This is a genomic window from Jeotgalibacillus aurantiacus, from assembly GCF_020595125.1.
Lineage (GTDB): Bacteria > Bacillota > Bacilli > Bacillales > Jeotgalibacillaceae > Jeotgalibacillus > Jeotgalibacillus aurantiacus.
On sequence record NZ_JACNMS010000001.1, the window covers coordinates 133,294 to 156,731 of the forward strand.

Here is a 23,438-nt window from a genome sequence, read left to right on the forward strand (position 1 = left end):
TATATGACATCACTGAAATGTTTTGTTACATAAATGTAAAACGAAATGTTCTGACATTATGCTATGATTTCCCTAGTTGATTTTTTAAGAGACTTTGAAACACTACTTTTGGAGGTACAGGAACTTGAAGTTTATTCGAAGAACGCTAGTTTTAATTTTGACCCTAACGTTACTTATTCCCATGGCCCTTGATGATAACCGAGCATCTGCAGCATCAGCGACCGATGTCGTAAATAATGCAAAGAGATATCTGGGAACACCATATGTATATGGCGGTGCATCTCCTTCTGGATTTGACTGTTCCGGATTTGTTCAATTCATTATGAAAGATGCAGGTGTCAGCCTACCACGAACAACAAGTTCACAGTATGGCGTTGGAACTAGTGTTTCAAAAGAAAATCTACAAGCAGGCGATTTAGTATTTTTCAACACTTTTGGCAGCGGCGTTTCACATGTTGGGATTTACATAGGAAATTCTCAATTTATTCACGCACATAGCTATAAAGGTATTAATATCGACTCAATCAATGACCCTTACTACTGGGGATCCAGATATGTCGGAGCAAAGAGAGTGGCTAACTTCTCAGCTGGAACTTCCACACCAGCTCCTAAACCTACCGGAATCTATGCTGATATCACTAAAAGCTTCTGGGCTTACAATGAAATTGCTTATCTGAAAAATGAAGGAATTATGTACGGTAAAAACGGAACGGAATATTTCCGCCCATCTGATAGATTAACACGTGCAGAGGTTGCATCTTACCTCGCAGAAGCACTTGATTTGCCTCGCGTAAACTCAAAAGCTCCATTTGGTGATGTACCAAGCGGTTATTGGGCACAAGGCGCAATTAACGCTGTAAACAATGCAGGAATTATTACCGGAGATCAGAATGGTAATTTCCGTCCAACTGATAACTTGAGCAGAGAACACTTGGCACTGATCTTCACTCGTGCTTTTAACTTAAAAGCCGCTGCTTCCGAAACACCTTTCACAGATGTTACACCGGATTACTATGCTTATGATGCAATTCAATCACTTGCAGCTTCAGGTATTACAACCGGTAAGGAAGACGGATCTTTTGCACCTAGAGACTTACTAAATAGAAGCCAGTTCGCTGCATTCCTTACACGTTCTATTAAATAGACGATCTGATTGATCAAAAGTTTCACCTTCGCCAAAAAAGACGGGGGTGAAACTTTTTTTGTTTTTAATAGGGTTATGTTCAAAACTGTGCTATTATAGTTTAGATTCAGTTCATTAGTTGGAGGTATTCAAGTTGAAAAAAGAAAGAATTACCGGGATTGACTGGATACGAGCCTTTGCTTGCTTAAGTGTAGTTTGGATACATGCCGTCACCCAGGTATTAGCTAACTATGATTTACCCATACCCTCTGTTGAGATCGCTAAACTATCTCAGATGGCTTTTATTTTTGCAACCCCTATGTTTGTTATGATTTCCGAGTATTTGTTGAGCTACTCCTATCAAAGTAAAGCACCTCAGGGCTTTTGGAAGAAAAGAATTCTTTACATTTTAGTTCCTTATTTCACAATGGCGACTGCATACGCAGTTTTTAATACTTTATTAAATACAATGACAATTGAAAGCTTTTTAAATGCCATGAGAAGCTTCATCTTTTTTGCTGGATGGCATGGATACTTTATTATTATTATTTTCCAATTTTATGTTTTGCATTTTATCTTTAATAAGTATATTTTGAAATACAATCCGTATTTCGTTACAGCTATTTCATTAGCTATCAATATTGCATTTTTACATTATTTCAGAATGACTGAATCACCGGGTGGAGCAATCTTTGATGCGATCTGGCAATCGTATGCAAGAGTGATGTTTCCAGCATGGATTGTTTTCTTCGTGATAGCATATTATGCAGGCCGATATTCAGGAGAGTGGATGGCATTTATCAGGAGGGCTGGAAGCGGTATTTTGCTAATGGCTGTTATGGCAATGCTGTTTATTTTTTATAATGTAGTTGAAGGTCACTATATTGTTGTATCGTCCAGACGTGTGGACGTATTGTTTTATACCGTTCTCGTCTTTTTGACCGGGCTTTATTTAACCACTTATATAAAGGGTGTACCGAAATTTATTAAGTTAATCAGTAAGTATTCATTCTCCATTTACCTTCTGCACATGATGGTGCTTATTCTTTTCAGCCGTTATCTACCAATTGAATTACCTGCACTTGTGTTTGGGATAACAGCTTTTATAATTGGAACGTTTGGAAGTATTGTTTTAGCCTGGATGATTAAAAAAATCCCGGGCTCCAGTTTATTAATTGGACAAGTTGACCGTCCTGCTAAAAAGCCGGACAGTACTCCTGTGCTACAGACTAGAAAAGCAAATTAAAAAACGGCCGGAGTCCTTTAGGGACTTCAGCCGTTTTTTTGTAAGTTAATACCCCCTGTCGTTAATTAGTAAATCTAATATTTTTGCTGTCTGAGCTTTCGTCATAGGTGAATTTGGTTTATACGTTCCATCCGGATACCCCTTTACATATCCATTACCGGACAGTGCACTTACATACTCTTCTGCCCATGCATTACCACCTGTCAAATCCTTAAACTTAACTGGAGTCCCGGGTTGAATGTCGAAAGATAACGTAAACACTTTAGCCATTCTTGCTCTCGTCAGGGATGATTCCGGATTAAATTTATCCGCTTTAATAAAAACCCCTTTGTGAGTCAAAGTAGCGATTGCTTTATAATTCGGATGAGTGAGCGGCACATCACTGAATCCCGGATCAGGAATATTAGTATCGGATTCATCTAAGTATAACGCCCTGTATACGGCTTCAGCAGCCTCTGCTTTTGTTAAGCTTGATTGAGGTTTGAATGACCCGTCAGTGTATCCTGACATAAAACCTCTCTGCGTAAGTGGATCGATATGAACCTTAGCCCAATGCGATACTGGTACATCTTTATACACAGGAACAGGATGATACACTGTGATAAACTGATTTGCCATTACACGGTACCCGTTCTTATTCGGATGAATATCCAGCGGGTTCGGAAAGAACTGTGTCGCATTACGCCCCATCTCAGTATCGATATCTAAAAATGTAGCACCGTTTTGAATAGCCGCTTCTCTTACCATTCTGTTTAGAAAATTAAATGTCTCGTTTAACTGCCTCTTTTGATCGTCTGTAAGCTGAGGGAGTGGGAATCCATATCCAAGCGCATAAATATCAATGTCTGGATTAATCTCATAAATCTCTTTATAAATTTCATTCAATCGCGGTTTCAGAGTAAGAAAGACCGTCGCAATTCGTGAACTGTCGTACCATAGCTCTCCCGTTTCTAAATCATATTGTAATAAAGAGAGAAAATCATTGCCTCCTGCGGACAAAGTTAACAGACTGGCCTCAGCCAAATCCTTCCTGAGATTTTCATCTGATCTCAATTGTTCAAGAATATCAGCGGAATTGAATCCTGATATTGCATATTCTTTTGAAAAAGAACTTAGTTTCCCTCTTTTCATAAAATCCAATGCAATATAATCTGCATAGCTTAAATCTTCTGTTAATTCAGGTGTAATACCTGCTGCGTAAGAGTCCCCTAACGCCAGATAACGTACTTTGTCATGAGTATCAGCGGATGCAGGAATATTCCAAGACACACATAAGAGCAATGTGATCAGAAAAACTGATAAAAAACGTCGGACCACCTTTCCACTCCCTCTCTCTCATTTTCTTCTATTATACATTGTTCGCTCAAAAGAATGGAAAAAACCTTTTTATTCCCTGATAAAAACAAAAAGGAAGATTACCTATCCTCAGGTAATCTTCCTTTCAATCTTTATTATTGATTGGTTCTATTGTATTATCTCACTCAAAGCTTCCATGATCTTCTCTTCAAGTGCCGGAGCCATCGTTTTTGCATAAGTAGCAGTTATATGATGGTTATCACGATAGATCAAAACATTTCCAATTACTGATGGACATTCCTCATCTGTGCAGAAGTATTCTGAAAGATCAGCGAAATAAACGTTTGAAGGAATATTTTCAGTTGTTTCCCATGGGGCTTCCTCTGACAGACCTTCTTCTCTTGGAATTGAACATTCACCCGGTGTTTCTTCAACACAAACGGGAGGATCCATCGGCATTCTTGGGTTATCCCTTATTGCAAAGACATTTGAAATCCCCTCAAATTCTCTCCACATTTCGAGATATCCTTCTGGAACATACTCATTGCGATTTACGTTTGCTGTAGTAAAGATCAGATCAGGCGGATCCTGTTTAAGAGGCTCAATGACTTCGTTATTCCAATCCATACATGACTCCGTTAGTGTTCCGTCAAAATCATCTTTTGAGAACCGACAGGCGTCTTTATTATACAGTTCAATTTCGATATTCTGATTTTGCGCAATGATTTCAAGTGCCGGGAACCAGTGCCCCGAATGAGATCCTCCAACCAGCGCAATCGTATAATCCGGATTTTCTGTTTCTCCATAAGAACACTTAGCAACCCCATCTTCTGTACGTTCTGTATAACAATCTTTCTCTGCGTAAAAAGTCGGGAAGTCCGTTTTAGCATTTACTGCATCAGGAATAGGTATAAGATCCGGAGCTGGCTCAAGGCTTTCCGAAATTGCTCTGGCACCCGGGTAGTCTTCTACACTCGCGTTGTCCTGACTTGCCTGAATCTCTGATAAATAAAGGCTCCAGGAAACGCCAACCAGGATGACCGGCATCATAAATGCCAGTAAAGCACCGGATAATTTCTTTTTCTGTAACTTGTTATTTAAATTTCTCACAGGTGATTCAATACCCTTTATAGAAATCACTGAGAGAATAAATGTAACCACAAGGATCATCATCCCCGCAAATACCGATACAGTCTCTGTCTGGAAAAAGGCAAAATAAAACACTAATAATGGCCAATGCCATAAATAAAAACCGTAAGAAATACTGCCGAAATAAACAAATGGCTTCGATCCAAGTAACTTGTGAACACCTAAAACACTGGCATTTTCAGCAGAAATAATAACCAGGATCACACCAAAAGTCGGAAGTAAAGCTGCATATCCCGGGAAAACATCTGAAACAGGAAGGAGTATTCCTGTCAGACAAATAATAGATAAGCCGACCCAGCCAATCACAAAAGTGATCACTTTGTTGAACTTTAAGTAAGGTAACAGAAGTGCGAGTATCCCCCCGAGACTAAATTCCCATGCGCGTGCAAAAGTATCAAAATATGCCCAGGGCTGGTTGACTTCAGTAATATAAACAGAATAAATCAGCGAACTGGTAAAGATCAGAATCAACACACCTAAAAGCGTTTTCCGTAATGCCGTTTTAAATAACCTTGTCGCAATTATATAAGTCAAAAAGATGATCAGCGGCCAGGTAACATAAAACTGCCCCTGAATGGATAGGGCCCAGAAATGCTGGAACGGGCTCGCAGTACTATTATCAGCAAGATAATCAACAGCTGTGTTCGCCAACTGCCAGTTCTGGTAATAAAACAATGATGAAAATACCTGAGGAATCGTCTGTCCCCATGTCGTTCTCGGTAAAATAAAAATGGCTGCAATAGCTGTGACAAAAATGACAGTGTAAGCAATAGGGAAGAGCCTTTTTCCAAGACCCAATATGTATTCAGTGTAATTAATCGTTTTTGTTTTTTCTAATCTGACAAGCAGGGTAGTGGTGATTAAATAGCCGGAAACGATAAAAAATACGTCTACTCCTCCTGAAACCGATCCAAGCCATATATGATAAACCGCCACAAGGAGTGCGGCTACCGCTCTTACTCCTTCAATTTCCGGGCGGAATTTCTTTTCCGGTATTCTTAAGTCCGTCAATCTTTTCCTCTCCATTTCAACAATAGTCATCTTGATATGTTTAACAACATGAAAAACACTCACTAGATCTTTTCATTTCAGGTCCATTTATTGCAATGATATCACACAAGTTCAATCCATTATTGTGACAATGAATTGAAAACAGGGAAAAAAATAAAGATCCCCGGAGAATGATGAATTCTACGGGGATCAACACAATATTATTTAACAATTGGCAGTGTCCGTATATAATGGCCTGATACATAAGCTTCCTGTTTTATTCCTAAATCAGAAGTAATTTTTATCCATGGAATATCAGATGCTCCTGAAACTTCTCCTTTAAGAATGACTGGCATATTCGTTTTAGGATAAGTAAACAGTTTTGATGTTTCAGTCAAATCCGGCGCTTTCCTTACGTTCAAACCATCCGTTGTCGTTATGCCAATTTGAACAGCATTTTGAAGATCACGGCCGCCTAATGCCTTATCAATACGATACATGTGGCCGGCAGCCTTTGAACCCCAATAAGGGTCCGATGCGTATTTTACATTAAAGCCATAGCCTTTATGACCGAAAGCAGCACCGTTTGCATGAATACCCGTTGGTGGAATATAGTTTTTATTCCAGAACTCGTTCAACAGTTCGTCTACATTTTCGGCCACTGTTTTAAAGTAGTCATTAGCCGGATTATCATCATATACTCTTAACCCGAAAAGGTTATTATAGGTTTGAGCCCGATCGCTTAATCCGTATGCAGATTCATGTTGAGCAAGCGCAAGGATCATCAGGGCATTTACGCCCTTCTCAGCTTCGACTTTCTTGAGATGTGACCCGATTCCAATCAGCTTACTTCGTTTTGATGCATCCTTATAAAGAGTGCTATTCGGATTTCTTTGTTCAAGTGCAACCAGTTCGTTTAGAATATATTGATTTATTTCATCAGCAGTATAACTCGTTTCGCTTCTTGCAGGTAAATGCTGAAAATACTGAAATCCTTCTGCCACCTGAGATCCGGCTGCATTGAAGAAGGTTGATCCATCCCAACTGAAATAAACCTGACCTTGTTGCAATTCGGATGGAGCTGGTCCAACTACGTAACTTGCTGCAGCGTCGCGGCTATTCTGATAGACTTTGTGGACAAGCTCTCCTGAAGAATTGACAGAATAGCTGGAGCGGTCTTTCAGTGCCGAGAAAGGAAACAGTTTTACATTTTCATGTTTAACATATCCAACCTTATTTCCAACTTGAACTTTCACCTTTGTATCATCTGAGTCCAGATAACGGAGTTCTGTATCATTTACTACATAAGTCCACGCAGAGCTCATAGACTCATTGTAGACATTTGTTAATGAACCTGCTTTTGTCGGTACTGTCAGCGCAATCCCTGTATTCATTTTGATAATGGAGTCACCATAAGTCAGTAACTTACCTGAGGAATTTTGCCATGCCTGAAGTGCAGTTTCATAAGAACTATATTCTTTTTCTATAAACAATTCACCGTTTTGATAGCTGGCAATTCCAAAACCAACGTCCGGCTCGACAGGATCCACAGGTGTCGGGTCTTCAACATCTGTTATTAAATTTAAAAGCCTGTACAATACAGCAGCAGCCTGTGCACGTGTTGAAAATTCTTTAGGAGCAAAATAAGTTTTGTTATCTATCGTCCTGCCACCCATAATTTCGTAAAATGTAACGACTGAAACATGCTCTTCATATTGTCTGGCAATCTGGCTGTTATCTACATAACGAAGGGTTGCCCTTTTGGATTCAATCTGCAAATAATCCAGTGCTCTTTTAAGCATAACTGACATATGAACGCGTGAGATTTTATCGTAAGGTTTAAATGAATCATTATCGTATCCGGTGACTATACCAGCCGCAGCTGCTCCCTGAATCCCTTCAGCAAGCCCCTGATCATCAGGCATATCACTAAATGTAATGGTTACATCCGGTTCAAGATTTAAAGCCCTTGTTAAAAGTGTAGCGAACTGAGATCGTGTTACATTTGCCTGTGGATTGAAAACTCCATCCCCATAACCCTTCATAATTCCAAGATCAATAATGGCTCTCATTTCTTTCTCCAGGCCATGCCCTGAAATATCATCCTCGGCGGCAGCCGAATTAATTCCTATAAGACTGAACATGAGACACATGACAACTAGCAACTTCATACCGGCATATATTTTAACCATCAGATTTCTACACTCCCCATCTGTTATTCTGGATGCACAATACGTAAAATTCTTCCTTATCAACTATCTTATATCCTATCATAAATAGATATAAAATCTTATATGTTTTTGTAAAAAAAGTTCTTTATTCATTACAAGTTAATTATATAACCATTAACAGGATGTCTTTTTTCTCTTAAACTACATTTATGTAAATGTTTTTAACAAGTAGTTACAATGCATTGTATTTTACAATATAAGTTGATATCATCTGACAATATCCGCTATTATTAAATGGTGTTAATAAAGTTATTTAATAAAAATGGATTTTCCATACTTAAATAAAAAGACTTAAATAGGACAGGAATGAAAATATGTTTAAATCACTACAGACGAACGAAAAATTGATATTGGTATTTTTCTATTTTATTGCACTTCAGCCTTTGATTGATGTATTGACTACATTTATGATTGTCCAGCTTGAAATGAGTGCAACGATCGGCGTATTAGTTCGTGTTCTTTTCATGGGGATCAGTGCACTTTTTCTTCTGATTAATTGGAAGACAAGCCGCATAGCTAAGTTCTCCGTCATTTATCTGATCGCATGGGGGATTTTCCTTATCCTCAACATTGGTATCAGCTATATGTATAAACCTGTCTTTATAGCCGGAGAAGAAATCAAGTACCTTGTAAAGTTATCCTATTTCAACGTAATTTTACTGAACTTCGTTTTCATATTCCGATATTTCTCAAAAAACCTGCAGCTTTCGAAATTACTCTTCCAAAATATTATGGTCGCTGCTCTAATCTATGGTCTTATTATGCTAATATCAATTTCCACTGGCACTGCTCTTAACAGTTATGGATGGCATAAGATTGGATTTAGCGGATGGTTTTTTGCAGGAAATGAACTTGGTGCATCATTGTCGATGATTTTACCAATTGTATTGTATATCGCTATTACGAAAACAGAGTCTTTTAAACAGGTATATTACTGGCTGCCAGTAGTACTCGTCAGCTTCTCCCTCATCATGATTGGGACGAAGGTTGGTTTTGGAGCGGTTGCTGGAACGCTGCTTGTAGGACTTGTGAGTCTTCTCATCGCACTTGTCTCTAAGAAAGAGCATAGAGGTAATTTAAAGGTCAGTGCCATTATCACTCTTATTCTCCTCGCAATTGTAGGTGCAACGACACCCATTTCTCCAGTTTATCAGAATACTTACACTCATGTGTATTTGATTATGGAAGAAGAGAAGCAGCAGAATGAGGAACCGCCAGAAGATGAGGCAGTTGAGGAAGAACCGGAAACTGACACAAGCAGGTTGAATAACTTAATACTCAGCAACAGAGACCTGTTCCTGGTTCAACAAAGAGAGTATTATTCTGAAGCTCCTCTGGCTCAAAAAATTGCCGGAATGGGTTATGCAGGTAATTTTGAAGAAGCACCAAAAATGATTGAAATGGATTACAGTGATGTTTTCTATTCAACTGGAATTATTGGTACCCTTCTTTATTTCCTTCCATTCCTGTATTTCGCCATTAGCGCAATCAGAAGGTTATTAAAAAATGTGAAGTCAATATTCTTACCTCATCACGCCATGTTTATATCAAGCATTGTACTCGGACTTGGAATCGCACACTTTGCAGGTCACGTTTTCACAGCGCCTGGAGTAAGTATTTTCCTTGCGATTATCACAGCTTATTTTTATCATTACGTTAAAGAAAATGAATTTGTATAATAGAGTATAAAAAATGGAACCGCGTTTAAAATGCCGGTTCCATTTTTATTTTCTCGATGCGGACATGTCCATTGCAAAAAAGGATGCTCAGATAACTGAACATCCTTTTTTGCTACTTTTACTGATTATATGAATACTTATTGAGTGTCTCTATCATACGCTGCAGCACAACGGCCATCTGTGCACGTGTTGAATAATCCTTTGGTGCAAAACGTCCATCTTTCTTACCTGTCATAATGCCTAACTGCTCAGCTTGATAAACAGCTTCCTCAGCGTATCCATCAATTGACTTGTGGTCAGTGTAGTTTTGGGCAAAATCGGTAGGTGGGACTAAATATGGATTAACATATTTAACAGCACGCATGATCATCGCCGCCATTTGTTCACGTGTAATCTTGTTACCAGGTTTAAACGTGCCATCTAATGAACCATTAACAATACCCGCTTTTTGAGCTGCTTCAATTTCTGCTGCTGCCCAGTGCGATGCCGGAATATCAGAGAACTCCCCTCTGTAATCCTCTGTTGGCAATTGTAATGCGCGAGTCAACAATACAGCAAACTCTGTTCTTGTCAGTTGACCATTTGGCATAAATGTATCCGGTGTTTTACCAGTCGTAACGCCAATGGATGCTAATACTTCAATCTGATCTTTTGCCCAGCTGTTTTGAATATCACCGAAAGTGACATCTCTTTCAGTAATGGTAACTCGACCAGTTCCGTTAAATTCAGCAGTAAACCACTGATCTTTTTTAACCCCACCGGCATACTTCCAAACGGAGTTGTCGTAGTCATATAACTGTGCTGAGACTTTTCTCCAGTCTGAAACCTTTTTACCTTTCAAATCAAAAGATGCTTTAAATGGAAGACCGAGATCCATTTCACCGTCTGCTGTTTCAGCAAATAACCCATAGATTGGCACCAATGAATCCTTATGTTGAATCTCTTCTTGTGAATCATAATTCACTGCGTATAAAAATAATGTTTCCTCATTCTTATATTTCTCCAGATCCTTTGCTTCTACTGAATAAACAACCTCTTCACCTATCAACTTGATACCATTTTTAGACTTTGATAAAGCTGATAACGCATCTTCTGTAAGCATAATGCTGTGACGGGTAAGCCCGTTAGTTTCAGGAGCTGCCGGAACTTCAATAAATCCGTTATTAGCATCTTTAATGAATTGATCTACATTAGAAGAATCAATGTCCGTTAAATCTTTTGCCGGAGCATCAGGACCTTCTTTATAAATAATCAGATCTCTAAGCGTTCCAACATTCCCAGCAGCATCTTCTGCTGTAAAGACAAAGCGGTTAACACCATCTTCGAGTGGAAGCTCAATATTTTCGATTACATCCTTCAAAGGATTCATCTTTAGTTCAGCTGTTGGTTCAGATGAATAAATCTCGTTACCATTCATTCGTACTTTTACATCATCAAAATTATCTTTTAATGATAATGAAACAACTGGATTTTCTGCTGCTTCTTCAACAATCGAATCCGGCTTATCACTGGTTAATGTTAACTCAGGTGCCTCAGAATCAACGATAACTGTTCTAATGATACTGATCTCATTTCCTTTTTTGTCTGTCGCAGATACACGGATATCGTGCACACCATCTTTTTCAAAGATAATGCGGTGGAAGAAATACTTATTGTTTGCATCAAACTCAAACTTTTCAACATCTTCACCGTTTACCTTAATGTCAGATACTTCATTGCCGTCTGTCACAAAGCCGGACACAAAAATATCTCTCCACTGGTAGGTACCGAAGAATTCAGGTGAATCCAGGAAAATCTGTGGTCCTTCTGAATCTTCCCCTTCAAGAACCGTTTCAGTTACTACGTTACCCGCATAGTCTCCAACCATCACCTGAACCGTCTGTCCTTCCTTCACACGTTTTGTGAATTCATAAACATCATCTTCAGGAGTCAGATAAAAGTCAATCACACTCATACCGTCAACTAAAACATCTACATACTGAACGCCAAGGTTATCTTCTGTATTAAATGTCAGTGTCTGAGAGTCGAAGTCGAAAGTCGCTTCAACTTCAGGCTTCTCATTGTCTACCTTAATTGGAAGAAGAATCGTTTGCCATTCAGCACCCGGGAAGTCAATTTTGGCCCTTACCTCGAAGTAATACTGGCCATCTTTCACTGTTTTCCCGTTTACTTTTCCATCCCACGCCCATCCAGGCATGTAAGTAGCGCCTTCTTCGTTTTCACCATCAATGTAATTCTTTCTCAGCTCTCCTTCAGTACGAATCGTTCGAAGGAAATTTTCGTTTTCGTCAAGGACATTAACTTTAAGTTCTTTAACGTTTCTTAAAAGAGATACAACAGGTAATACTTCATCCTGCATCATATCTCCGTTCGGAGAAAAAGCAATCTTTTCCGGGTCAGTCGTTCCATCTTCACTGAACCAGTCCTGACCGATTGGATAAGCATAATCCCATTCTCTCTCAACTGCTCTGACAGTAGTATAATCGTAATATTTCATTTCATCCCATACAGGCAGATCAAAAATTGGTGCCTGAGTCCAGTCTCCGTTAAAACCAACATAAGGAATGCTAAGCATTGGATTTACATCCTCAGGGTCTGTAAACGTTACAAATCCTTCAGCAAAATATCCGTTTGTAAATGCTTCTGCTGCTGAAACTTCTGCATCGTCAACAAAAACAGTTGCCTCAGATAAATCAACCTCAAGAGAAACAACTTCCTCGCTGTTTGCATCAACTGTAACTGTATTCGTTTCTTCTCCATCTACAGTCAGTACTGCACCTGTAATTTCCTGACCAAAAATCAAATTCGGTGCAACAAAAATATCAGAGACCGCATCTGTTTGTGCATTAAGTGCTACATCATATGAAACTTGATCTTCTGAAAGGTTTTGAACCGTTATATCGAATGTAGCAACATTATTTTCAATTTCTTTCAGTGCAACTGCTGACGTTCCATCCTCTGCTTTCACAATGGAAGGTGTGGAAAGTGCTGCATGAAGCTGCATTAATCCTGCTCCCTGACGGCGTGGTGAAACCTTTAATCCATTCGGATCAAGAACCGGATAAGAAGTAGACATCAAAATGCTCTTAACAAGCTGGACTCTATCTTCTTTTGAGGCCAGGTTTTCATCTTCAATGCGCTGCATCACAAGCGCAGATCCACCCGCTACGTGTGGAGCAGCCATAGATGTTCCGCCCATGACAGCATAGCCATTATCGTTATCTGTAGAATAAATACTTCCACCTGGTGCTGTAATCTCAGGTTTGAAATCAAGTGAAGGTGTAAGTCCCCACGAAGTGAAGCTACTCATACTTCCACCAGTCGGATTTGGCTGTGTGACCATTTCGCCAGTGAACGCGATTTCGACTGCAACGCCATTTTCAAGCGCATTGGCAAGCTTATCCCCTTCTGATTTCACCATAAATAATTGAGGGATTGTAATTTCAGGATCAGTCGCCATGCTGACAAATCCATCCGTATTGTTATAAATAATCGCCCCCGCTGCCCCTGCATATTGGGCATTCAGCATTTTAGAAACGAAATCAATTTCTCCACGCTGAATTAAAGCGTATTTTCCTGCTACATCAATTCCATTAAAATCTTCTTCATACCCTAATCCTGCATCAACCAATTCATAAGTATCCTGAACAAAATCAAATGGATCCTGGTCGTTAGCAACCGAATATGGTGCTGAACTCTGAGCTTCACCGTCAAAATAAGGTGTCAGAGCTGCAGAATCTACATACAAATTATCCAATGCTGCAACAGTCAGTGCTTCCATTGTAGTAGATGGAGAACCAGTTAAACCGTAATCTGGATTTGAAGCAAAAGGATAAAATGGATCTCCGAAATGAGCTGAGTTACCAGCTGAAATCGCTACAGCAATCCCGTTATCTACCGCTCTTTTAACTGCCTGCTGCTCCGGGTCAGCAGGATTCGTGAACCCAGCTGTTGCACCAAGACTCAAGTTTAGTCCATCTGCTCCAAGCTTAATGGCATCATCAATCGCTTTGATGAAGATATCACTGTACGTTGTAGAAATTTGCGGGTCACTACCGAAAACCTTCAAAGCCAGTAATTGCGCTTCCGGTGCTACCCCTTTAATTCCACCATTCTCTAAATCCCCATTTGCCGCAACGGTTCCGGCAACGTGCATACCATGAGACGCACCTTCTCCAACATCAATCACGTTATCGTTTTTATCAAAATAGTTATAACCATACGGCATTTTCTCAGTTAGATAAGCACCTTTAAGCCCGTGCTCTTCGGACAGAGCCTCAACTTCTTCTGCCGTTAAAGCAGTTTCAGTTCCTTCACTGATCACCATATCTTTATGAGCAAGGTCCATTCCGGAATCAATGATCCCAATTACAAGACCTTCTCCTTTATAACCATAATCCTCCCAGGCCAAATCTTTTTGAATAAGTTCACCTGAGTAATTCATATCCGGAGAGATTTCAGGGCGCTCATATTCGTTTGCAATATGTACTTGTTTAACCCCTTTTAATTCCGCGATATTCTGTACATCCTTCGCATTAATGACTGCACTGAATCCATTAAAAATGGTTGTAAATTCATTTTTATATTCAGCTGAAGACAAAGCTTTCTTCATCTGTGTCTTCACTTCCGCCTGTGCTTTTAATGCATTTTCATCATATGTTTCCTGCTGCTTTGAAGATAGACTGCGATAATCACGCCCGTCCTTCTTTGCTTTTTCCATTGCCGAATCCGCCGCCATTTCAACGATGACACGGACCTTGCTGTTCTCTTTTCCGGAAAGAGAATCGGCCTTTTCACTTTGTTCTGCATACGGCTTTGCTAAAGGAACCGCTCCATAAGCGGCACTGCCAAAAGCAAGTAGCATTACGATGCAGCTGATTAGTACTTTTTTAACCAACTCATCAACCCCTATTATGTAATATGTCTTAATTATCAGACATTACTAATATTACACGAACATTACATTATATGGCAAGTAGTTCTTTTATAATATAAAAAAACCGGAACCACTCCTATAAAGAGTAGTCCCGGTTTTGAAATTAATTTAAAGGATCATCATAAAAGAAATAGTCTGTCCCGTTGGATACAACGGTCGTAATATACTGATACTGTGGTGCATAAATACTGATCCCCTTTTGATCCAACAGCTGGTAAATGGAATCAGGTGTGTTGGACATGACAACTGCCTGATTTGGATTAATGCGGTCTAAAAACTCAGCACTGATTAAATCAGGATTTCCTGGAAGTTGTAGAATATCCGCTTCCGAATTTAATGAATTCAGCATGGCTTCATCTGCTGTAGCCGCAAATAATACTGTTACATCCTCATGGTTAAAGGTTAAAGTCAAAGCACCTTCGTTAACAGAGGACACGGTAAGCTCGATATCATCATCATTTAATATAGATAATCCCTGTTCAGCTTGAATTCTATTAAGGTTGTTCTCTTGTAGAATGTTTTCATACTCTTGAGGTAACGAACCTGTTCCTGCGTCCACTACGTTTCTTATCCAAAATTCATTTACAAGACCTTCAGTAAAGCCTTCAAGGCGATCATCTGAGAGGTCTGTTGAGATATAAGTATTAATGTATTCGATTCCTATTTTCTTTAAATCACGTATTAGATCATTTTCAGGAAGACCGGCATTAATCAATACAGTCTCCCCTCTCTGAATATCAATAACGGCTGCATCACCATTACCGATTCCGAGTCCATCACCCAGAAAATGAATTCTTGCTTCATTATTATCAAAGTCATAAATATAATCATATGTACGTGTAAGAAAAACAGCAAAATGCTGCCTGGAAGTATACTCATACGGGCGATATGTACCATCTTCATAACCTGTCGTTATATTTGCTGAAGCAATTTTACTGATATATTCCTGCGTCTCCTCTGGTAAGTTGAGCGTATCGCTGTAAGTGATGGCGAAGTCTTCAAGTAAACCATATGACTGCACAATGACCTTAGCCATCTGACTGCGTGTTAAAAGTCCTGATGGATCAAAAAAGCGGGTTCCGTCAGCTGCGGTTTTACCTTGAATAATTCCCATGTCTGCCGCGATTTTCACTTCATTGTAACCGTAAGACCCCGGCTTCATATCAGTAAAACCCGGATCAGGAGATGGGGTGTTTTTAATGATCTCTTCTGTAAAACCTAAGTCTCTTAAGATCATCTGGACAGCATTAATTCTTTTAACCTTATCTCTAGGTTTAAATGTTCCATCCGGATAACCATTAATGACTCCTCTCTCAACTAAGCGGTAAATTTCTGATTGATATGAAGTAACATCAGAAAATTGAGCTGCTCTGGTTTCCCCACCTGAAATTAAGGGCATTAGTAGAATTAAAAGGGCGAGGCTTAATAATGTTTTTTTCATGGTGTCTCCTCTCTAACTTTTTTTACTTTTCCTTGTCAATTCTATCACATTTAAACATCTATTTTAAATTCATGTTAGACTGGCGTGAGCATAACTTTCAAAGGAGTCCTTATGAGAAAAGAAAGAATTGATTCATTAAAATTTATGCGGGTTGTAGCAATGAACCTTGTTGTCCTGATTCATGTTACCGGACCTGCAATGAGCAATGTCCCTTACGATCATTATCTTTATGATGTCTACATGATTCTTAATCAATTTACCCGATTTGAAGGAGCAGTTTTTGTCTTTTTGAGTGGATTGGTTCTGTTTTATAATTATGAAGACCGGCCAAATACCCTAAAAACATGGCTGGTTTTTTACCGTAGAAGATTTATGTTCATCTTAGGGCCATATATTTTCTGGTCTTTATTTTATGAAGGATTTTCGTATTACATGGGGTATCGTCAGTTCGAGGGATTCGATGCTATTTTTAATAACCTGTTGGTTGGTGGATCCTTCTATCAGCTTTATTTTATCATGATCCTTGTTCAGCTGTTTTTTTTAACCCCTCTATTCATCTATTTAATTAAAAGATTTCGTTTTCTTAATAAATACATGTTTATTGTGGGATTTGTATTAGAAGTAACCCATGTTTTTATCAACTTTCAAACGGGATGGGTTACATTTCCGTTTTTCATGTCCTATCTGGGTAGCTTCCTTTTTGGAGGTTGGGTTGGCGTTCATTATCAAAAATTAAAAAATATGTGGTCTGGAAGATCCCTCCTGCTATTCGCTATCATGACCATCTCTTTTGGTCTAATTGATATTTACGGCCGTCATTTCCTTTACAGAATTGGAGACCCATTTCTTCCAATCGAAGCACTAGTCATTATACGTGTCTTATTTAATGCTACGTCATGCTATTTGTTGTTTAAAATTGGAATGGTAGTTGAAAGAAAAGCCGCACCGTTCATTCTGAATGGCATCGAAAGATTACGTATATATTCTTTTGGATTTTACCTTGTACATCCATTTATCCTTGCACTTTGGTCAAAAGTTCTCGTTCCGGAAACATTTTTCCAGTTTAATTTATTTCTGATGATTAAGTACTTCCTTGTACTGATCAGTTGTTATTTGTTTATCCGTTCACTGCACTTACTCTTCCCAAAAGCGTGGTTCCTGTTCGGGAATCTACCTTCACCTAAGTGAGCAAAGTGAATAGCACGAACATCATATTACAGATCTTGAACACCTGTAGAACGTTCAAATTAAAAGTGGATTTTTTTGCATAAAAAAAGTATAATATAATCAAAGATGAAAATGGGGTGTGAGTACACCCCATCTCCGCAGCAGCTTGCATTTGCATGGCTGACTCGGTTACATGATGAAGAAATAACCGTAATCCTGCCAGGGGGGACGGTTATTTCTTTTTTTGGCTGATTACCAAAGATAGAACTAGACTCAAAATACTAATTACAACAATACTAGCCTGTCCCACAAGACTGAGTGCTTCAAATACGGTCATCGCATCACCTCCCCTCGCCCGGGAAGCTGCAAATGCCTGCTGTACACTCATCATATCACAAAACGAACATACGTTCTATAATTTGTTGAAAAAAGTACCATTTCCCTTCTATTGATTCAGAAGAGTAATGATCTCTGTGTCTTTTTCCTTATTTATTTCACCGCATTCAGTCATAGCACAAACACGATTGCGTCCTGATTTCTTAACCAGATAAAGTGCTTTGTCAGCTCTTTCATATAAATTTTCACGATTACCTCCCTCATTTCATATATCTGATACGCCTATCGAAACGGTAATATAAATGGTTTGCTCATCGGAGATTGTAAAAGAATGGTCATCAATTAATCGCCGCATTTCCTCTGCCCTCTCAATCGTCTCCTGTAATCGGTATTGTGGAAACAACACTGTAAATTCTTCTCCACCGTTTCTAGAGACAACCCCACTCTAATCTGTATGTTGAACAATAAGAGCAGCAACTTCTCCTAATACACGGTCTCCTGCTACGTGTCCAAACGTGTCATTGGTTCTTACAGAAGCAGTTTTCTAATATAATCATTCTTCCAAAAGATAATACTCTCAATAAATTCAATTTAATTAAGTCAGAATACTCAAAAAAGTATTTCATAAGTCGATATAAATTTAGACAAATAATATAGACAGAGGGGTAAAACAGATGAAAACTGTAAAGGGAAAGCTATTGGGAGTATGCTTATCCATCTTACTTGTGCCAATTTTAGTTTTAGGAAGTGTCAGTTATTTTTCTGCTAAAAACAGCTTAACAGAGAATGGACAGGTGATGATTGAAAACTCTGTGCATCTTGCTCTTCAAATGATTGAAACAGTCAATCAACAAGTGGAAGCCGGGGAACTTTCATTAGAAGAAGCACAGGAAGCCGTTAAGGCACAATTAATCGGAGAACTTCAGCCTGATGGAACTCGTCCGATTGAAACACCGGTTGATTTAGGAGACAACGGATATTTCGCTGTTTATGATGAATCGGGCACTTTAATTGCACATCCAGTTATCGAAGGACAAAATCTTATGGATATTGAAGATGTAAATGGCTTCTCATTTGTAAAGGATGTTTTTGAAAAAGCTTATAATGGTGGCGGTTTTACAGAATACGCGTGGGCACTGCCAAATGATCCGGAAAAAATTGAAGATAAAATCATGTACAGTGCTTACGATCCGAATTGGGGATGGATTATCTCAACAGGATCTTATTACTCGGATTTTAACGAAGGGGCAAACGACATTCTCACACTCATCGCGATCACTGCAGCCATCGCGTTAACAATTGGCAGTGTTCTTGTCATTTTATTCTCAAGAAGCCTTTCAAAGCCAATCATTAAAGTGCGAAATCACTTGAATGAAATGAGTCAGAATAATTTAGCTCTTGCAGATATTAAAGTAAAAAACAAAGATGAGATTGGCCAGCTCGCCGACAGTTTAAATCAGATGAAAAACAACCTTTCCGGAATGGTGGGGAGAATTTATAACGTTTCTCATACACTAGCTGCTTCATCTGAAGAACTGACAGCCAGTGCGGAAGAAACCAACAGAGCGACAGAACAGATTGCCGGATCTATTCAATTAATTTCCGAAAACGCGAATGATCAATCATCTAAAGCGATGACATCGAAACAGACCGTTCAGGGAATTTCCGGGCGCATTTCTGATATACGTCAATACTTGATTTCGGTTAATGACGCTACCAACGATTCCTCCATAAGAGTTCAGGAAGGAAAAAAGAGTATTCAGGACACATCTGATAAAATGAGCACAATCCAGGAAAAAACGCGTGAGGCAGCTAAAGCTGTACATGAGCTGGGGAGCCAGTCTCAGCAAATTGGACAAATTGTCGGCCTTATCACTGAGGTTGCGGAACAGACAAACCTACTGGCATTGAATGCTGCAATTGAAGCAGCCCGTGCAGGTGAACATGGTAAAGGGTTTGCTGTTGTAGCAGATGAAATTAGAAAACTGGCTGAGCAATCAAGCCGTTCTGCCTCACAAATACAGGATTTAATTACTCATATCCGTAAGGGAATCGATCAATCTGTTTCTTTTATGTCAGAAGGAGAACATTCCGTATCCGAAGGTATGGAAGCCATGCACCAAACAGGTCAGGAATTCACTGAGATTGAAGCGTCGACGTCTTCTATTGTATCAGCAGCACAAAAAGTTTTAGATGCAGTCAGTGATCTTGATTTCAGCGCTTCACAAATGGTTAATTCCGTTCAGTCCACAGCAGAAATGATCGAACACTCATCTGCTGAAAGCCAATCCATTGCGGCTGCTTCAGAGGAACAAAGTGCCTCCATGGAACAGGTGGCTGCCAGCTCTCATGCCCTGGCGAAGATGGCTGAGGAATTGAGTGAAGTGGTGGGAGAATTTAAAGTTTAAAACCTCAAAACATAACAAAAACCACCTGTCAGGTGGTTTTTGTTATGTTTCCATGTAATGTTTCAATCCACTGAGTACCTTCGTCGGTCAACGTATAATGAACTTTATTAAACAATTTCAGTTTCTTCGTCAATGGTCTCGTACGGCTTAATCCAAGATGAACCGATCTAATCAACCCGTCATAGCCGTATAACTTAACCATTAAGATATACATAATATTAGGACGGACTGGTCCCTTCATCCCGTGCTTCTTAAGCAGGTACATAAACAAGATGATTCGCTGTTCCATTTCAACGGTCGCATTTAACATCTTCCTATCTTTTTCAGTTAATTGCCGCATAAAAGATTCCACTAATTTTTTTTGTTCAGCTGATTCATATAATTCAACTTTTTTATTTTCATTATCACTGACAATCTGTTTCTCAATAAACGCTTTACCGGATTCAGTGATAAAGTACGTCTTCTGTTTTTCAGATTTTCCGATCGGCTCAAGAAATTTCTTTCTGACACACTGATTAATACACAGATGAATATTTTTGGGAAGCTGAATACCTGCCTGATTATACATCGTCTTAATTGATTTGGCACTGATCAGCTTCTCCCCCAGCTTTTCAGAGAGAAAATATGATACACCCAGTGCATACAGCCATTCAATTCTTGTACCAAGCTCGTTAATAAAAGCAGTAAGCTTCTCGTTTCCGACCTCAGATGTCTCATGATCCGGAATAACCTTTTGCAGGTTAGACGGTGCAGTTTGTGAAACCTCAAACATAATTTTAAGTTTGCCCTGATTTTCTTCCTGATTTTTCAAATGATTGATTGCAAGTGAAAGATGCTGATTCACTGTTTTAAATGTTCCTTCTACGATGTAATCGAAATCCTGATATTTCATCAGTAACTCCCACTTATGATCTTCCACAAAATCCCCTCCAATAATATACCCCTCTTATAGTTAAATAGTCTTATTTAATAGTAGTATATATTTTCCTCAAAAGCAAATGAAACTTCCATCATTGTATATATTTATAAAATATATTTTATTTTCACTAAACGTTTGACTAAAGAATGAAAATAAATTGGAGTATATATGATGAAATCAGTGAAAAATTATATAATAAACACATTAAGTAAGTATAATTACCTATACCCCGCAACCCGCAAGACAAAACAAAAACACGCTCCCTCGAAGGAGAACGTGTTTTTGTTTTGTCTTACTCGTAGAAATCAAGGAAGATCGAAATCATTTTTGCAGCTTGTGAACGTGTTGAACTGTTAGCTGGACGGTACTCATCTCCATATCCGTTAGCAATTCCAAGCTCGAACATCGTTGATACTGCATTTTGTGTTTCTGCATCATAACGCTCAACATCATTGAAGTAATCAACAGCGTTTGGCGTATACGGTGTTTCTTCATCCAGATTGTATGCACGGTAAATCATTAGAGCTAACTGTGAACGGCTGACTGGCTGATAAGGCATAAACTTGCCATCCTTACCCATTACGATTCCAGCCTCATAAGCTGCTGCGATTTCTGCTTTTGTTTCATCTGCTACATTTCCAAGGTCACTGAACGGTGCATCTTCAGTTGCTTCAAGTCCAAGACTTCTAACAAGAAGTGAAGCGGCCTGTGAACGAGTTAATGTTCCATAAGGAAGAAATGTTGTTTCAGTTTTTCCTTTGATGACTCCATCATAGTAAAGATCTGCAACATATGGCTGGAACCAGCTATCGGCTTGAACATCTCCAAATGGAGTCAATGCTGTAATACGCCCCTCAGTCATAGGAGCTACTTCATCAAGGGAAGTGACATGCTCAATAAATGTTTCATAATCACGGTATCCTGGCTCTGAAACGCGCCCATCAGCATATGCTTCAGCAAATACAGTGTAGTTGTCTCCACCCTTAGCTGTAAATACGTTTGTTGCCACTTTATACATCATATCTTCTTCTAAAGCTACAGCCTCGTCACCCATCCAGATCATCACATCCTGAACACGTGAACCTGCTTCCATTGAAGGATCAAAAGAGAACTCCATTCCTGCAACGTGAAGGAATGCCCCATTTTCATTAGGATACTGACTTACACTGTGCTCAAGTGCTTCCAAAATTTCCGCACCTGACAAATTCATAATCGCAAGATCATTTCCAAAAGGTAATACAGTTAACGCTTCACCGATCGTAATATCACCAGCGTCAATAGAAGCACGGATACCCCCACCGTTTTGAAGAGCAATCACTGTATCCTCATCGATTGATTTTGCTTTCGCAAGCATACCATCAGTTATCAGATTTCCAAGATTCGTTTCTGCAGTACGAACACCGCCAAGTCCACGTGTTCCGTCAAGAAATACTTCGGAAACTGCACCTGTTGATTCTTCCTGAAGATCAGCAATAGCCTCTTTATATGGAGCCAGCAATTCTGCTGCTTCAGCATCTTCTTCAGCTTCAGCAACGTCATACAAAGTACCTGCGTAATTTGTAATCGCACCTTCCGCATCAAAAGTAACATCCAGCTGACCCAGGTTACTATTGTTTGCACCAGTTTGAACAACTAGCGTCAACTCTTCGTTCCCATCATATACGTATGGCTCATCCAACTGTGAATGTGTATGTCCACCCACAATGATATCAATACCCGGAACGTTTTCCGCCAGCAGCTTATCATTATCAAAATTGGCAGAATCATCAAATCCAATGTGAGTCAGTGCAATAATTTTATTGACACCCGCTTCTTCAAATGCCGCAACTGCCTCTTCAGCAGCTGTAATATAATTTGAGAATGTCACAGGACCCGGGCTGGCAATTCCTGAAGTTTCTTCAGTCGTTAGCCCAAAAATACCTACCTGCTCCCCATTTACTTCTTTAATGATTCCGTTGTAAATCTCACCGTTGCTAAACTCCCCAGTGTAAATATCGTTCTGAAGGCCTTCAAAATTTGTATCCATTGAGAAGTCTACATTTGATGCTACAAAAGGAAATTCTGCACCTTTTACAAATTCAGCAAGCTCTGCATTTCCTTCCGGTCCACCTAAATCAAATTCGTGGTTACCAAATACCATTGCATCGTAGCCCATTAAATTCATAAACTCTAAATCTGCTAAACCTTGAAATTCATTAAAATAAAGTGTTCCGGAAAATACATCTCCAGCGTCCAAAAGTAGGTTGTTCGGGTTTTCAGCTTTTAACTGCTTTACAAGAGACACACGTTTTGCAACATTATCAAGACTCGCATGCGTATCATTCGTATGTAGCACAGTTAAATCAAATTCGTGATTGTCAGCATGAGATATTTGTTCTTGAAGACCAAATACGCCAAACGCCATTGCCCCAGCAACTGTTGCTGTTACCAACTTCTTATTCATTCGACACCATCCTTATGTTTTGTATGTGACAACTTCTTCATCATACACTTGAACTATTAATCACAGGTAAATCC

Annotated in this window: 13 protein-coding genes and 1 pseudogene; 5 read left to right on the top strand and 9 right to left on the bottom strand. The window is 39.2% G+C overall.

The annotated features are described in order from the left end of the window. Positions 1-124: 124 nt before the first annotated feature. Positions 125-1,144: a C40 family peptidase gene (locus H7968_RS00655; RefSeq protein WP_227394328.1), complete on the top strand. Its 1,020-nt coding sequence runs from the start codon at positions 125-127 to the stop codon at positions 1,142-1,144. A 133-nt stretch (positions 1,145-1,277) separates the two neighbouring features. Continuing rightward, positions 1,278-2,369: an acyltransferase family protein gene (locus H7968_RS00660; protein WP_227394329.1), complete on the top strand. Its 1,092-nt coding sequence runs from the start codon at positions 1,278-1,280 to the stop codon at positions 2,367-2,369. 45 nt (positions 2,370-2,414) lie between these two features. Here H7968_RS00660 and H7968_RS00665 read toward each other — a convergent pair whose 3' ends face one another. The 3 genes from H7968_RS00665 to H7968_RS00675 all read right to left on the bottom strand — a co-directional run bounded on the left by H7968_RS00665 (position 2,415) and on the right by H7968_RS00675 (position 7,996). After that, on the bottom strand, positions 2,415-3,686 hold the full coding sequence (locus tag H7968_RS00665; protein ID WP_227394330.1) for an S-layer homology domain-containing protein: 1,272 nt from the start codon (positions 3,684-3,686) through the stop codon (positions 2,415-2,417). A 147-nt stretch (positions 3,687-3,833) separates the two neighbouring features. Further along, complete coding sequence (locus H7968_RS00670; protein ID WP_227394331.1) at positions 3,834-5,825, bottom strand: acyltransferase family protein; 1,992 nt, start codon at positions 5,823-5,825, stop codon at positions 3,834-3,836. 200 nt (positions 5,826-6,025) lie between these two features. Continuing rightward, positions 6,026-7,996, bottom strand: coding sequence for an S-layer homology domain-containing protein (locus H7968_RS00675; RefSeq protein WP_227394332.1), 1,971 nt, complete (start codon positions 7,994-7,996; stop codon positions 6,026-6,028). A gap of 353 nt (positions 7,997-8,349) precedes the next feature. Between H7968_RS00675 and H7968_RS00680 the strand changes: the two genes are divergently transcribed. After that, complete coding sequence (locus H7968_RS00680; RefSeq protein WP_227394333.1) at positions 8,350-9,714, top strand: O-antigen ligase family protein; 1,365 nt, start codon at positions 8,350-8,352, stop codon at positions 9,712-9,714. Positions 9,715-9,832: 118 nt separating this feature from the next. Here the strand turns inward: H7968_RS00680 and H7968_RS00685 are convergent, their stop codons facing one another. Both H7968_RS00685 and H7968_RS00690 read right to left on the bottom strand, forming a co-directional pair. Beyond that, positions 9,833-14,611 (bottom strand): S8 family serine peptidase, encoded by a 4,779-nt coding sequence (locus H7968_RS00685; protein ID WP_227394334.1) that lies wholly within the window; start codon positions 14,609-14,611, stop codon positions 9,833-9,835. A gap of 142 nt (positions 14,612-14,753) precedes the next feature. Beyond that, complete coding sequence (locus tag H7968_RS00690) at positions 14,754-16,091, bottom strand: S-layer homology domain-containing protein (RefSeq protein WP_227394335.1); 1,338 nt, start codon at positions 16,089-16,091, stop codon at positions 14,754-14,756. Positions 16,092-16,202: 111 nt separating this feature from the next. Here H7968_RS00690 and H7968_RS00695 point away from each other — a divergent pair, with 111 nt between their 5' ends. After that, the gene (locus tag H7968_RS00695) at positions 16,203-17,279 is read left to right on the top strand and encodes an acyltransferase (RefSeq protein WP_227394336.1); all 1,077 of its coding nucleotides are present in this window, start codon (positions 16,203-16,205) and stop codon (positions 17,277-17,279) included. A gap of 211 nt (positions 17,280-17,490) precedes the next feature. On the opposite strand, the gene H7968_RS18135 is transcribed toward H7968_RS00695, so the two are convergent. Continuing rightward, complete coding sequence (locus tag H7968_RS18135; RefSeq protein WP_406566336.1) at positions 17,491-17,649, bottom strand: putative holin-like toxin; 159 nt, start codon at positions 17,647-17,649, stop codon at positions 17,491-17,493. 210 nt (positions 17,650-17,859) lie between these two features. After that, a pseudogene (locus H7968_RS18140) lies at positions 17,860-18,024 on the bottom strand (diguanylate cyclase); the annotation flags it as partial. Positions 18,025-18,268: 244 nt separating this feature from the next. Between H7968_RS18140 and H7968_RS00710 the strand changes: the two are divergent. Continuing rightward, positions 18,269-20,002, top strand: coding sequence for a methyl-accepting chemotaxis protein (locus H7968_RS00710; RefSeq protein WP_227394339.1), 1,734 nt, complete (start codon positions 18,269-18,271; stop codon positions 20,000-20,002). Positions 20,003-20,030: 28 nt separating this feature from the next. Here the strand turns inward: H7968_RS00710 and H7968_RS00715 are convergent, their stop codons facing one another. Next, entirely contained in the window at positions 20,031-20,921 is an 891-nt protein-coding gene (locus H7968_RS00715; protein WP_227394340.1) for a hypothetical protein, read from the bottom strand. A 292-nt stretch (positions 20,922-21,213) separates the two neighbouring features. Then, positions 21,214-23,364, bottom strand: a complete 2,151-nt coding sequence (locus H7968_RS00720) for a 5'-nucleotidase C-terminal domain-containing protein (protein ID WP_227394341.1) — start codon at positions 23,362-23,364, stop codon at positions 21,214-21,216. Positions 23,365-23,438 lie beyond the last annotated feature (74 nt).